The organism is Saccharopolyspora sp. CA-218241 (genome assembly GCF_050954615.1).
In the GTDB taxonomy this organism is placed as follows: Bacteria; Actinomycetota; Actinomycetes; order Mycobacteriales; family Pseudonocardiaceae; genus Saccharopolyspora; species Saccharopolyspora cebuensis.
Map to the genome: position 1 here is coordinate 3303401 of NZ_CP191860.1, position 12324 is coordinate 3315724.

General features: G+C 72.7%; 10 protein-coding genes. 5 read left to right on the forward strand and 5 right to left on the reverse strand.

Going from position 1 to position 12324, the window contains the following annotated elements; genetic code table 11:
* Window positions 1–42: 42 nt before the first annotated feature.
* The 3 genes from ACQP0T_RS15710 to ACQP0T_RS15720 all read right to left on the reverse strand — a co-directional run bounded on the left by ACQP0T_RS15710 (window position 43) and on the right by ACQP0T_RS15720 (window position 4253).
* Window positions 43–1422: a tryptophanase gene (locus ACQP0T_RS15710; protein WP_433868740.1), complete on the reverse strand. Its 1380-nt coding sequence runs from the start codon at window positions 1420–1422 to the stop codon at window positions 43–45.
* Between the two features lie 89 nt (window positions 1423–1511).
* Entirely contained in the window at window positions 1512–2549 is a 1038-nt protein-coding gene (locus ACQP0T_RS15715; RefSeq protein WP_433868741.1) for a tryptophan dimethylallyltransferase family protein, read from the reverse strand.
* Window positions 2550–3146: 597 nt separating this feature from the next.
* Window positions 3147–4253: a J domain-containing protein gene (locus ACQP0T_RS15720; protein ID WP_433868742.1), complete on the reverse strand. Its 1107-nt coding sequence runs from the start codon at window positions 4251–4253 to the stop codon at window positions 3147–3149.
* Between the two features lie 482 nt (window positions 4254–4735).
* On the opposite strand from ACQP0T_RS15720, the gene ACQP0T_RS15725 reads away from it, so the two are divergent.
* Window positions 4736–5815, forward strand: a complete 1080-nt coding sequence (locus tag ACQP0T_RS15725; protein ID WP_345365638.1) for an LLM class flavin-dependent oxidoreductase — start codon at window positions 4736–4738, stop codon at window positions 5813–5815.
* A gap of 29 nt (window positions 5816–5844) precedes the next feature.
* Window positions 5845–6567 (forward strand): Mut7-C RNAse domain-containing protein, encoded by a 723-nt coding sequence (locus ACQP0T_RS15730; protein ID WP_433868743.1) that lies wholly within the window; start codon window positions 5845–5847, stop codon window positions 6565–6567.
* Between the two features lie 67 nt (window positions 6568–6634).
* Here ACQP0T_RS15730 and ACQP0T_RS15735 read toward each other — a convergent pair whose 3' ends face one another.
* Window positions 6635–7426: an SGNH/GDSL hydrolase family protein gene (locus ACQP0T_RS15735; RefSeq protein ID WP_433868744.1), complete on the reverse strand. Its 792-nt coding sequence runs from the start codon at window positions 7424–7426 to the stop codon at window positions 6635–6637.
* Between the two features lie 266 nt (window positions 7427–7692).
* Between ACQP0T_RS15735 and ACQP0T_RS15740 the strand changes: the two genes are divergently transcribed.
* Window positions 7693–8514 (forward strand): acyl-CoA thioesterase, encoded by an 822-nt coding sequence (locus ACQP0T_RS15740; RefSeq protein WP_433868745.1) that lies wholly within the window; start codon window positions 7693–7695, stop codon window positions 8512–8514.
* A 16-nt stretch (window positions 8515–8530) separates the two neighbouring features.
* Window positions 8531–9283 carry an enoyl-CoA hydratase-related protein gene (locus ACQP0T_RS15745; RefSeq protein WP_433868746.1) on the forward strand — a complete coding sequence of 251 codons (753 nt, stop codon included), beginning with the start codon at window positions 8531–8533 and terminating at the stop codon, window positions 9281–9283.
* Here the strand turns inward: ACQP0T_RS15745 and ACQP0T_RS15750 are convergent.
* Window positions 9280–11661 (reverse strand): ATP-binding cassette domain-containing protein, encoded by a 2382-nt coding sequence (locus tag ACQP0T_RS15750; RefSeq protein WP_433868747.1) that lies wholly within the window; start codon window positions 11659–11661, stop codon window positions 9280–9282. The two genes, ACQP0T_RS15745 and ACQP0T_RS15750, sit on opposite strands and share 4 nt — an antisense overlap.
* Before the next feature lie 246 nt (window positions 11662–11907).
* Here ACQP0T_RS15750 and ACQP0T_RS15755 point away from each other — a divergent pair, with 246 nt between their 5' ends.
* Window positions 11908–12321 (forward strand): VOC family protein, encoded by a 414-nt coding sequence (locus ACQP0T_RS15755; protein WP_345365625.1) that lies wholly within the window; start codon window positions 11908–11910, stop codon window positions 12319–12321.
* Window positions 12322–12324 lie beyond the last annotated feature (3 nt).

The window sequence follows — 12324 nt, forward strand, 5'->3', positions numbered from 1 at the left end:
GGGTGGCGAGCGCCCACCCGGCCCGTTCGCGTCCGCGGTGGATCAGCTCGCGGTGATCGGTGCGGTGACGCACCGGAAGTGCCGCAGCAGCGGGGGCGCCGACACGAACCGGTAGCCCGGGACCTGCTCGGGGTGCTTGGCGATGTCGGCCAGCACCTCGGCGACGTACTCTAGGTGCCCGTGGTCGTAGACCCGGCGCGGCAGCGCAAGCCGGACCAGCTCGAACGGTGCCGGGGTGACCAGCGCGTGGTTCTCGTCCAGCTCGCCCAGGTACAGCGAACCCAGCTCGGAGCAGCGGATACCGCCCTCGCGGTACAGCGCGCAGGCCAGCGCGTGCCCCGGGAACTGCCACGGCTGCAGGTGCGGCAGCAGGCGCCCGGCGTTGAGGTACACGCCGTGCAGCCCGGAGGGCCGCACGGTGGCGACCCCGGCGGCGTGCGCCCGGTCGGCCAGGAACGCCGCCTCCCGCTCCCGGTCGGCCAGGTAGTTCGGGTCCAGCACCTCGCGGAGCCCCTGGGCCAAGGTCTCCAGGGTGTGCCCGGTCAGGCCGCCGTAGGTGCGGAACCCCTCGGTGGCGATGACGTTGACCTCGCACTCGTCGGCGACCTTGCCGTCGTGCAGCGCGATCAGCCCGCCCTCGTGCGACAGCCCGTCCTTCTTCAGGCTGGCCACGCAGCCGTCGGCGAGCTCGAAGGCGCGGCGCGCCACGTCGCGCGGGCTCCACCCGGCGTAGGCAGGGTCGCGCCGGGTCACCAGCCAGGCGTTCTCGGCGAACCGGGCGGCGTCGAGGATCAGCGGCACGCCGTGCTCGCGGGCCAGCGCGCTCGCCGCCTCCAGGTTGCCCATCGACACCGGCTGGCCGCCGCCGCCGTTGTTGGTGATGGTGATCAGGATCTGCCCGACGCGGGGACCGTCCGGGCCGGTGAGCACGTCCTTGAGCGCGTCGAGGTCGATGTCGCCCTTGAACGGTTCCTCGCTGTCGAGGTCCTGCGCCTGCGGGCAGGGCAGGTCGATCGCGTGGGCGCCGAGGAGTTCGACGTTGGCCCGCGTGGTGTCGAAGTGGGTGTTGCTCACGCTGATCCGCCCGGGACCGAGCAGGGCGGTGAACAGCACGCGTTCGGCGGCGCGGCCCTGGTGCACCGGCAGGATGTGCCGGTAGGGCACGACGTCGCGCACCGCCTCCTGGAAGCGGAAGAAGGAATCCGCGCCGGCGTAGCGCTCGTCGGCGCGCTGCGCCCACGCCTGTTGGTCGGTGGACAGGGCGCCGGTCCCGGAGTCGGAGAGCAGGTCGATGCTGACCTTGTCGGAGGGCAGGTTGAACGGGTTGTGGCCCGCCCGGTCGAGTTCCTGGATGCGCTGCTCGCGCGTGGTGACCGGGATGGGGCGCACGACGGCGGAGACGAAGGGTCGCAGATGCGGCATGGGGTGTTCGGTGTCCTCGCGTGGGGTGGGGTGAGGGAGCGGGGCCGGTGCCCGGGATGCGGCTCCGCGCCCGAGGGGAACGCCGCCGGTCAGCGGCGGGTACCGCCGTAGGCCTCCGAGGAGACGTAGACGGAGTTGCCGCTCGTACCGGGGCTCAGCCGCAGTGACACGTGCGCGATCAGCCCGGTGTTGTCCGCCAGCGGTCGGTCGGTGACCGCGCGCAGCACCTCGGTGATCGACTCGGGGGCGAGGTCCTGGCCGCGGAACAGCTCCTGGACCCGCTCCAGGGCGATCCCGTCGTGCTCGACGTAGTCCCGCAGCGGGAGGTAGAGGCTGTAGTTGCTCGGGGTGGAGTCGTCGCCTTCGACGAAGGAGTAGCTGGAGATCAACGGCCGCCGGGTGAATTCCGCGGTGCCGGGGGCCAGCACGTCGCAGAACTCGCGGATCCGCCCGGCCTCGATGCCCGGCACCGCGGCCGCGGCCCGCTCGGCGACCGCGACGTCGGCGTCGCGGTGGGCGAGGTAGAGCTTGACCCGGGCGGTGGGCGAATCGTCGAGGTCCAGGGCGAAGAAGGCGAACCTGTCCTGGCCGTGCCGCTGCATCCCGAACTTGGTCGCGGTGGCGAAGGCGCCGTGCAGACCGAGCCGCTGGAACGCCTCCTCGACCAGCTTGGGTGCCTCCTCCTCGCCGTGCATCGCGGGGTTGACGTAGACCTTGATCTTCGGCGCGGCGGCGCCCTGGGGGAAGATGAACGACCACCACCAGGAGAAGTCGCCCTGGGGGTGTTCCGGTGTCAGCAGGTCGCGGACCGCGTCCAGCTTGCCGAGGTCGAGGTGGTGGCGCTCGGCGAGCACCGACAGCAGGTCCTGGGCGGCGGTCAGGTTTTTCGCCGCGGTGGGTTCCGGGGCGAGGGCTTCGCAGAGCGTCCGCAGGTGGCGGCGCCCGTCGGCGTCGAACTGGATCGAGAACTCGACCGGCGTGCCGTCGTCGGCCACGTCGGACGGGAACGGAGGCGGGTCCGTCAGCGGTCGTTCGGCATGCACGCCGAGCAGGTCCGCCAGCAGCCGCGACGGCACCTCTTCCTCGATTCCGAGGAGCGTGCACAGGTTGCGCATTTGACCTGTCACGTGTCTACCTAACGTGACATCGGTGAGGCGCATGTGACCCCCGATCTGGTGGATTGCCTTTCGGCCTCATCCCGTGGTGCGAGGCCGAGTAACGAGCGGTCACCTTAGCGGCCGAGTACAATGCCCGCCAGATCCATCCGGAGTGATCTTGAAGACGCGGCGGAACCCCCGGCAGGCCCATTCCGCGCGGTGCCGACCGGCGAACCGGATCCGCCCCGTGCGGGGAATGGGTTTAAGTTCCGGTTAATTCCCGCACCGAATGCCGGTCCGGCGACTCCCGGTGGCCACCTCCGGGCGCGGCCGCGGCGCCTGAATCTCCGCCACGGGCGTGGAAACGCCTCCCGGGAACGGATTCCCGCCTCCCCGCCGAGGCGGCGCCTGCGGCGGCCCTGCAGGGCAGGACGTCCGGCATTGTTTTCCCTGCACGGCGCGCCGGATAATGCGCCGCTAATCCGCCGCACCGAAGCCGGGCGAGGCGGTGGGAACGGAAATCCCCCGCTGCCCTCGCGAAATCCGAGCGGGCGGCCGGGAACGCAGGTGCGCACCGCTTTCCACCACCACGGCGCACCGGAGGAAATTGGGAGGAAAGGGCGCGCGTCAGGCCGAGACGACCTGGTCGAGCACGGTGACGAAGGCGTCGCGGTCCACGCCCACCGGGTCCTCGGCCAGCCAGCGGCCGATGTCGCGGACGAACTGGGCGGGGGTCATCGGGGCGACCGGGACCTCGGGCTGGTCCACTGTGGTCACTTCACCGGCCCGGCTCGGGTAGATGAGCACCGCGGCGCACACCTCGACGCCGGGCAGCAGCTCCTCGAACGCGGCCACGCTGCGGTCCAGCCGGGTGCTGCCGCCCCGGAAGACGTGGCCGTTGCGCCACAGCTCACCGCCCTCGTCGGCGGCGTAGTGCCCGGGCAGCCACGACTTCGACTCCACCAGCACCAGGCGACGCCCGCACAGCACCGCGTGGTCGACGTCCTCGAAGACCGAATCCGGCCACGCCAGCCCGTGGAAGATGCGCACTCCCGGCAACCGGGTGAGGTACTTGGCGCAGAGCTCCGCGGTGAGCAACCGCGCCCGCTCGTCCTGCCCGTCGGGCAACCCGAAGACCTTGCGACCGCCGAACTCGGCGGTGAACTCGCGGTCGGTGCGGCGGGCCCGGAGGTGCTTGCGCAGCAGCAGCACCAGCACCGCGCCGCTGCCCACCAGCACGCCCAGCCACACCATGAGCAGCAGCGGCGGCAGCGGCACCGCGAGCCCGGACACCAGCAGCAGGCTCCAGCCGCCGAGCATGGCCAGCGCGGGCGCCCGGTCCGGACCGGTCTGCGGCAGGTAGCGGATCCGCGCGTCCGGGTCGACGCCGTACCACCACGGCACGTCGTGCGGGCCCAGCTTCGGCAGCCTCGGCTCGAAGTGCGGATCGTCGCCGAAGCCCCGGGGCCGCTTGCGGGCGGCGGGCCGGGCCGGCGGATCGGGCACGGGCCGGTCGTACTCGGCGCGCCGCGCGGGATCGCTCAGCGTCTCGTAGGCCTGCTGCAGCAGCCGGAAGGTGCCCGGCGTCCCGCCGACGTCGGGATGCATGCTGCGGGCGAGCGTGCGGTAGGCGGACTTGATCTCCGCCGCACCGGCATCGCGGCCGATACCGAGCAACTCGTAGTAGTCGACCTCGCGCACGACTCCGCCCACCTCCCAGGACTGCGCGGCCATGATAGGACGTGGATCCGGCACAAGATCATCGACTCCGGCGAAATCCACCGACCGGACATCGGCGGCACGACCACCGGCGCCGGGGCGCGACGGCGGAACGGGATCCGGACGCGAAAAACCCGCTGACCGTTCGGCCAGCGGGCTCTCCACACGGCGACCGGAGCGGCAGCGCCGCTCCTCCCTTCTGGTCGCCTCCACCGGCCGTGCCTGCCGTGGTTGGCGCCGACGACCGCACGACCCGGGTACGAGGTGGTTCCCGGGCGCGGCGGGCGGATCCCGCGCGCCGCTGGTCGCCGATCCTAGCCGCTGCCCGCACCCCGGGTCAGCCCCTCGGGCGATCGTTTCCGACCGTTCAGCGCCGATTCACCCCCGAAGCGCGGTTGACCCGTGCCGTGCGTCACACCGCGCGACCGGGGAATATCTCCCGGAAGGGCGCCGTTGGGCCGTTTAGTTGAACGTTGAACTTTCCGGGAGGATGCGCCATGCAGTTCGGGGTCTTCACCGTCGGTGATGTCACCACCGACCCGACGACGGGTCGGACGCCGACGGAGGCCGAGCGGATCAAGGCGATGGTGCGGATCGCGCAGAAGGCCGAGGAGGTCGGCCTCGACGTGTTCGCCACCGGCGAGCACCACAACCCGCCGTTCGTGCCCTCCTCCCCCACCACGATGCTCGGCTACCTCGCCGCGAGCACCGAGCGGCTCGTGCTGTCGACGTCCACGACGCTGATCACCACCAACGACCCGGTGAAGATCGCCGAGGACTTCGCGATGCTGCAGCACCTCGCCGACGGCCGCGCCGACCTGATGCTGGGCCGGGGCAACACCCCGCCGGTGTACCCGTGGTTCGGCCAGGACATCCGGCAGGGCATCCCGCTGGCGATCGAGAACTACGCGCTGCTGCACCGGCTGTGGCGGGAGGACGTGGTGGACTGGGAAGGCCGGTTCCGCACCCCGCTGCAGGGCTTCACCTCGACGCCGCGTCCGCTCGACGGCGTGCCGCCCTTCGTCTGGCACGGCTCGATCCGCAGCCCGGAGATCGCCGAGCAGGCCGCCTACTACGGCGACGGCTTCTTCCACAACCACATCTTCTGGCCCGCCGAGCACACCCGCCGCATGATCGAGGTGTACCGCAGGCGGTTCGAGCACCACGGGCACGGACGCGCCGACCAGGCCATCGTCGGGCTGGGCGGCCAGGTGTTCATCCGGCCGAACTCGCAGGACGCGGTCCGGGAGTTCCGCCCCTACTTCGACCACGCCCCGGTCTACGGCGGCGGACCGTCGTTGGAGGACTTCTCCACCCAGACCCCGCTGACCGTGGGCAGTCCGCAGCAGGTCATCGACCGGACCCTCGGCTTCCGCGACTACGTCGGGGACTACCAGCGCCAGCTGTTCCTCGTCGACCACGCCGGGCTGCCGCTCAAGACCGTCCTGGAGCAGCTCGACCACCTCGGCGAGGTGGTCGCGGTGCTGCGCGCGGAGTTCGCCAAGGACCGGCCCGCCCACGTGCCCGACGCGCCCACCCACGCCTCGCTGCGCGCGGCGCGGGAGGCCGCGCGATGAGCGGCGGGCTCCCGGGCTGAGGACCGCGCATGGCCGATCGAGCGGTGCGGGTGCTGATCGCCCCCGAACTGCGGTTCTTCCTGCCCCGGCGGTACCGGGGCGGGCAGGCCGCGGTGCGCCACGACCCGACCGCCACGATCGGCCACGTCGTCGAATCGCTCGGCGTCCCGCTGCCCGAGGTCGGGGCGCTGCTGCTGGACGGCACCGCGACCGCGCCCGGCGCGCGGGCCGCCGCCGGGTCGACCGTCGAGGTCCGGCCGGTGCGACGCCCGCAGCCGGCCCCGGCCCGCTTCCTGCTGGACGTCCACTTCGGCGCGCTGGCCCGCCGGATGCGGCTGCTCGGGCTGGACGCGTCCTACCGCAACGACGCCACCGACGACGAGCTCGCCGAGCAGGCGCACCGGGAAGATCGGGTGCTGCTCACCCAGGACCGGGGGCTGCTGCGCCGGCGCGCGGTCGCCACCGGCGCCTACGTCCGGGGCCGGACCACCGACGAGCAGCTCGCCGACGTCCTGGACCGGTTCCGCCCACCGCTGGCCCCGTGGACCCGCTGCGCGGCCTGCGGTGGGCTGCTGGAGCCGGTGGCCAAGCAGGAGGTCGCCCACCGGCTCCAACCCGGAACCCTGCGCGAGCACGACGAGTTCGCCCGCTGCCGGGACTGCGGCCAGGTCTACTGGCGGGGTGCGCACTCCCGCCGCATCGAGGAGATGATCCGCCGGGCCGGGGGCGGCGGTGCGGCTCCGGGCGCGTGAGACCCACCTCGACGGCCCCGGGCGGCGGTGCGGGTGGCACCGCCGCCCGGGGCGCGGGGGTCAGGCGTCACAGCGCCGCTTCGAGGGTGGGCAGGTAGCCCTCGGCCTGGCCGATGACGTTCGGGTGGAACGACTCCACCAGCGGCAGGCTGGGTCCGTTGATCCACTCCGCGTCGCTGCACACGCCGTGGCCGTCGAACCGCTCGCGCGGATCGGCGAAGGTGAACCCGGCCGCCTGCGCGCGCTCGGAGATCACCGCGGCCAGCTCGTCGGCGCCCGCGTTGAGCCGCTCCCGCTTGGCCACGGTGAAGCCGGGGATGCCGCAGTCCCCGAGATCGTTGAGGCGCGGGTAGCCGAGCACCACGACCTCGGCGTTGGGCGCGGCCTCGCTGATGTTGGCGTAGGTCGTGTCGAGCTTGCCGGGCAGCACCGAGGTGGCCTCCTGCACGGCCTCGGTCACCGCGTCGTCGCAGCTGGAGTCGGTGCCCAGCAGGCAGGACTGCACGACGTCGGCGAACCCGACGTCGTTGCCGCCGACCGAGACGGTGACCAGGGTGGTGTCCGCGCCGAGCGAGCCGAGCTGTTCGGCGTTGACGTCGTCGGTGGTGGCCCCGCCGCAGGCGTCGAAGGCGAAGCTGGCCACGCCGTTGGCGTCGGCCCACAGCTGCGGGTAGGCGTGCGGACTGCGCCGGCAGTCGCCGCTGTCCTCGAAGTACTCGCGGGTGCCCACCCCGGAGGAGTAGGAATCGCCCAAGGCGACGTAGTTCTCGGCGGCGGACCGGGCGTGGGCGGGAGCGGCCAGCAGCGTACCCGCCAAGGCGAGCGCACCGAGGGCGGCGACCCGAGGAACGTGGCGCATTGCTTCCTCCGGTAACGGGGAGCGGAGTGCGGACGACGTTCATTCAAGGTCGGATTCCCGATATACCGTCAGAATTGTCGTATACCCGCCAGTAGCGGAAGACTAGGCACGGACCGCACGAAACGGAAAAACCGCCAGATGCGCCAATTCCGCTGCGCCGTTCGGCGGCGTCGGTCCATAGTGGACGAAACACGGCGCGACGCGGTCCCGGCCGGGCGAGCCGTGCGTCACATCCGGACCCGGCGCCGGGCTGCCATCATGTCGGCATGGAACCGACGCTCGACACCGCGCCCGGCGGGCCGGCCGCGCCCGGCCACGATCCGCTGCTGACCATGCTCGACCTGGAACGGATCGAGAGCGACATCTTCCGCGCGGGCATGGTCTTCGCCGAGCCCTACGCGCTCTACGGCGGCCAGGTCGCCGCCCAGGCGCTGCTGGCGGCCGGGCGCACGGTCGAAGCCGACCGGCTGCCGCACTCCCTGCACGGCTACTTCCTGCGCGCCGGCGACGCCACCCTGCCCACCGTGTTCCGGGTGTACCGGGACCGGGACGGCCGGTCCTTCTCGGCGCGGCGGGTGGTGGCCACCCAACGCGGCGAGGTCATCTTCAACATGTCGTCCTCGTTCCACCTGCGCCAGGAAGGCGTGGAGGCGCAGCTCTCGACGATGCCCGAGGTGCCCGACCCGGCCGGGTCGGAGCCCTACCCGATCCCCCGGCTGTTCTCGATGGAGGGCCGCGCGGTACCGCAGCCGCACGAGGACCCGGGCTACCCGACGCGGTTCTGGGCGCGCTGCACCAGCGAGCTGCCGGCGGATCCGCTGCTGCACGCCTCGGTGCTGACCTACCTGTCGGACATCTCCACCGGGCTGGGACCGCTGCGCACCGACGACGCCAAGCCCGGGTCGAGCCTCGACCACGCCGTCTGGTTCCACCACCCGGCCCGGATGGACGACTGGGTGCTCACCGACCTGCTCCCGCACGCGGCCGCGGCCGGTCGCGGCTGGTACACCGGGTCGCTGTTCGGCGCCGACGGGCTCCTGCTCGCGAGCCTGGCCCAGGAGACGCTGTTCCGGAACAAGCGGCGATGACCACCGGGAGGCCCGCATGACCCTGACGATCATCGAACGCCGCGACCACGTCCTGCTGATCCGGATGAACCGGGAGCACAAGCGCAACGCGGTCGACCGGGCGCTGGCCGACGCGCTGGACGAGGCGTTCAACCTCCTCGACGACGACCCCGGCCTGCGGGCCGGGGTGCTCACCGGGACACCGGCGGTCTTCTCGGCGGGCAGCGACCTGACGGCCCTCGGCGACTACTCCACCGAGCGGGGCGGTGAGTACGGGCTGATCCGCCGCGACCGGCGCACCCCGCTGATCGCCGCCGTGGAAGGCCCGGCGCTGGGCGGCGGCCTCGAAATGGTGCTCGCCTGCGATCTGGTGGTGGCCGGGCGGTCGGCCCGGTTCGGGCTGCCCGAGGTCGCCCGCGGCGTGGTGCCGACCTGCGCCGGGCTGTTCCGCGGTCCGCGCGCGCTGCCGCTGAACCTGGCCCACGAGCTCGCACTCACCGGCGATCCCTTCGACGCCGCGCGGGCCCACGCCGCCGGACTCGTCAACGAGGTGACCGAGGACGGCGCGGCGGAGCCCGCCGCCCTGGCGCTGGCCGAGCGCATCTGCCGCAACTCCCCCACCGCGGTCCGGGCCAGCCTGGCGGCGATGCGGCGCTGGGCCGCGGCCTCGGAGGCGGAGGGCTGGCGGGCCACCGAGGAGGCCATCGCCGCCGTGCACGACACCGCGGACCAGCGGGAGGGCGTCCAGGCGTTCCTGGAGAAGCGCCCGCCGCGCTGGAGCGGCCGCTAGGACGAGGCGCCTCGCCCGACGGCGGCCGCGAGGTGGTCGCCGGTGAGGGTGGAGCGGGCGGCGACGAGATCGGCGGGGGTGCCTTCGAAGACGATCCGGCCACCGTCGTGCCCGGCGCCGGGCCCGAGGTCGACGATCCAGTCGGCGTGCGCCATCACCGCCTGGTGGTGTTCGACGACGATCACCGAGGTGCCCCCGTCGACGAGCCGGTCGAGCAGGCCGAGCAGGTGCTCGACGTCGGCGAGGTGCAGGCCGGTGGTCGGCTCGTCGAGGACGTAGACGCCGCCCTCCTCGGCCATCCGGGAGGCCAGCTTGAGCCGCTGCCGCTCGCCGCCGGACAGCGTCGTGAGCGGCTGGCCGAGAGTGAGGTAGCCGAGCCCGACGTCGACGAGCCGGCGCAGGACGGCGTGCGCGGCCGGGGTGCGCGCCTCCCCGGCGCGGAAGAACTCCGCCGCCTCGCCCACCGACAGCGCGAGCACCTCGCTGATGTCCTTGCCGCCGAGCCGGTACCGCAGCACCGACGGCTGGAACCGCTTGCCCTCGCACTCCTCGCAGGTGACGGCGACCTCGGCCATCATCGCCAGGTCGGTGTGCAGGACGCCCGCGCCGCCGCACTGCGGGCAGGCGCCCTCCGAGTTCGAGCTGAACAGCGCGGGCTTCACGCCGTTGGCCTTCGCGAACGCCTTGCGGATCGGGTCGAGCGCGCCGGTGTAGGTCGCCGGGTTGCTGCGCCGCGAACCGCGGATCGGGTCCTGGTCGATCGACACCACGCCCGCGCCCGCCGGGATCGACCCGTGCACCAGCGAGCTCTTGCCGGACCCGGCGACGCCGGTGACGACGACGAGCACCCCGAGCGGGATGTCGACGTCGACGTCGCGCAGGTTGTGCGTCGAGGCACCGCGGATCTCCAGCGCGCCGGTGGGCGTGCGCACCTGCTCCTTGAGGGTGGCGCGGTCGTCGAGGTGGCGGCCGGTGCGGGTACCGCTGGCGCGCAGCCCGTCGACGGTGCCCTCGAAGCAGACGGTGCCGCCCGCCGCACCGGCGCCGGGACCGAGGTCGACCACGTGGTCGGCGATCTCGATCACCTCCGGCTCGTGCTCCACGACCAGCACCGTGTTGCCCTTGTCCCGCAGCAGCAGGAGCAGGTCGTTCATCCGCCGGACGTCGTGCGGGTGCAGGCCGGCGGTGGGCTCGTCGAAGACGTAGGTGACGTCGGTGAGCGAGGAACCGAGGTGGCGGATCATCTTGGTGCGCTGGGCCTCGCCGCCCGACAACGAACCCGACGGCCGGTCCAGCGAGAGGTAGCCGAGGCCGATCTCCACGAACGAGTCGAGGGTCCGCCGCAGCGCGGTGAGCAGCGGTGCCACCGAGGGCTCGTCGAGGCCGCGCACCCACTCGGCCAGGTCGCTGATCTGCATCGCGCAGGCGTCGGCGATGCTGGTCCCGCCGATCTTCGACGACCGGGCCGCCTCGCTGAGCCGGGTCCCGCCGCACTCGGGGCACGCGGTGAAGGTGACCGCCCGGTCCACGAACTCCCGGATGTGCGGCTGCATCGCCTCCCGGTCCTTGGCCAGGAACGACTTGCGGATCTTGGGCAGCAGCCCTTCGTAGGTGAGGTTCACGCCGTCGACCTTCACCTTGGTCGGCTCCCGGTGCAGGAAGTCCCGCATCTCCTGCTCGGTGAACTCGCGGATCGGCTTGTGCGGGTCGAGGAAACCCGACTCCGCGTAGAGCCGCACCGTCCAGAAGCTGTCCGACTTCCAGCCCGGGATGGTGAAGGCCCCTTCGGACAGCGACTTGGTGTCGTCGTAGAGCTGGGCGAGGTCGATGTCGGTGACCGCGCCCCGGCCGTCGCAGTGCGGGCACATGCCACCGGCCCGGGTGAAGGTCTGCTTGACCGTCTTGCGGTCGCCGCGTTCGGCGGTGATCGCACCGCTGGCCCGGACCGTGGGGAGGTTGAAGGCGAAGGCGGTGGGCGGGCCGAGGTGCGGCTGCCCGAGCCGGCTGAAGAGGATGCGCAGCATCGCGTTGGCATCGGTGGCGGTGCCGACCGTGGAGCGCGGATCGGCGCCCATCCGCTGCTGGTCGACGATGATCGCGGTGGTCAGGCCGTCGAGCACGTCGACCTCGGGCCGGGCCAGGGTCGGCATGAAGCCCTGCACGAACGCGGTGTAGGTCTCGTTGATCAGCCGCTGCGACTCCGCGGCGATCGTGCCGAACACCAGCGAGCTCTTGCCCGAGCCGGAGACGCCGGTGAACACCGTCAGCCTGCGCTTCGGCAGCTCGATGCTGACGTCGGCGAGGTTGTTCTCGCGCGCGCCGTGCACGCGGATCAGGTCGTGGCTGTCGGCGGCAGGCGGATGCGCGTCCGTGCTCATCGTGTCCCCCTCTGCTGGACGGCGGCCCTCGGCTCGCTCGGGATGCAGGCCCCGCCACCGGCGAGCGCGGGCCGCGACAGGCTACCGCCGGTGGCGGACAGGGGCCGTGCGCCCGGCCGCGGCGGTGGCGGGCCGGGACGGGGTGGCCCACCATCGGTAGCTGCGCCGGGACGCCGCGCTCCCGGCCCCGTCACGGAGGGGGCAGGCACCATGGACCCGCACCGCTTTCCCGCGCCGGAGCGGGGGATGCTCGTCACGCACTTCCTCACCGTGTCCGACGTCGCCCGCTCCCGCGCCTTCTACACCGACGTCTTCGACGGCGAGGTGGTGCTGCCGGAGAACCCGTGCACGATCAGGATCGCCAACTCCTGGCTCATCATGAACCCGGGCGGCGGCCCAACCCCGGACAAGCCGGGCATCACCCTGGCACCACCGGAGCGCACCGACACCGCCTCCGCGTTCCTCAACGTGCGGGTGGCCGACATCGCGGCCTTCTACGCCGACGCCCGCGCCAAAGGTGCCGAGTTCGTCACCGAACCGCTGGACCGCACCGCCGAGATCCGCTGCTACCTCCGCGACCCCGACGGCTACCTGATCGAGATCGGCCAGGCGACCGGGATCCTGGAGGGCCGCTACGCCGATCCGCCCGCCACCGGCTGACCC

What these genes read in the sequence shown, in the direction of transcription:
- ACQP0T_RS15710 (WP_433868740.1), bottom strand. Translation starts at nt 1,422, where the DNA reads ATGCCGCATCTGCGACCCTTCGTCTCCGCCGTCGTGCGCCCCATCCCG.
- ACQP0T_RS15720 (WP_433868742.1), bottom strand. Translation starts at nt 4,253, where the DNA reads ATGGCCGCGCAGTCCTGGGAGGTGGGCGGAGTCGTGCGCGAGGTCGAC.
- ACQP0T_RS15725 (WP_345365638.1), top strand. Translation starts at nt 4,736, where the DNA reads ATGCAGTTCGGGGTCTTCACCGTCGGTGATGTCACCACCGACCCGACG.
- ACQP0T_RS15730 (WP_433868743.1), top strand. Translation starts at nt 5,845, where the DNA reads ATGGCCGATCGAGCGGTGCGGGTGCTGATCGCCCCCGAACTGCGGTTC.
- ACQP0T_RS15735 (WP_433868744.1), bottom strand. Translation starts at nt 7,426, where the DNA reads ATGCGCCACGTTCCTCGGGTCGCCGCCCTCGGTGCGCTCGCCTTGGCG.
- ACQP0T_RS15740 (WP_433868745.1), top strand. Translation starts at nt 7,693, where the DNA reads ATGGAACCGACGCTCGACACCGCGCCCGGCGGGCCGGCCGCGCCCGGC.
- ACQP0T_RS15745 (WP_433868746.1), top strand. Translation starts at nt 8,531, where the DNA reads ATGACCCTGACGATCATCGAACGCCGCGACCACGTCCTGCTGATCCGG.
- ACQP0T_RS15750 (WP_433868747.1), bottom strand. Translation starts at nt 11,661, where the DNA reads ATGAGCACGGACGCGCATCCGCCTGCCGCCGACAGCCACGACCTGATC.
- ACQP0T_RS15755 (WP_345365625.1), top strand. Translation starts at nt 11,908, where the DNA reads ATGCTCGTCACGCACTTCCTCACCGTGTCCGACGTCGCCCGCTCCCGC.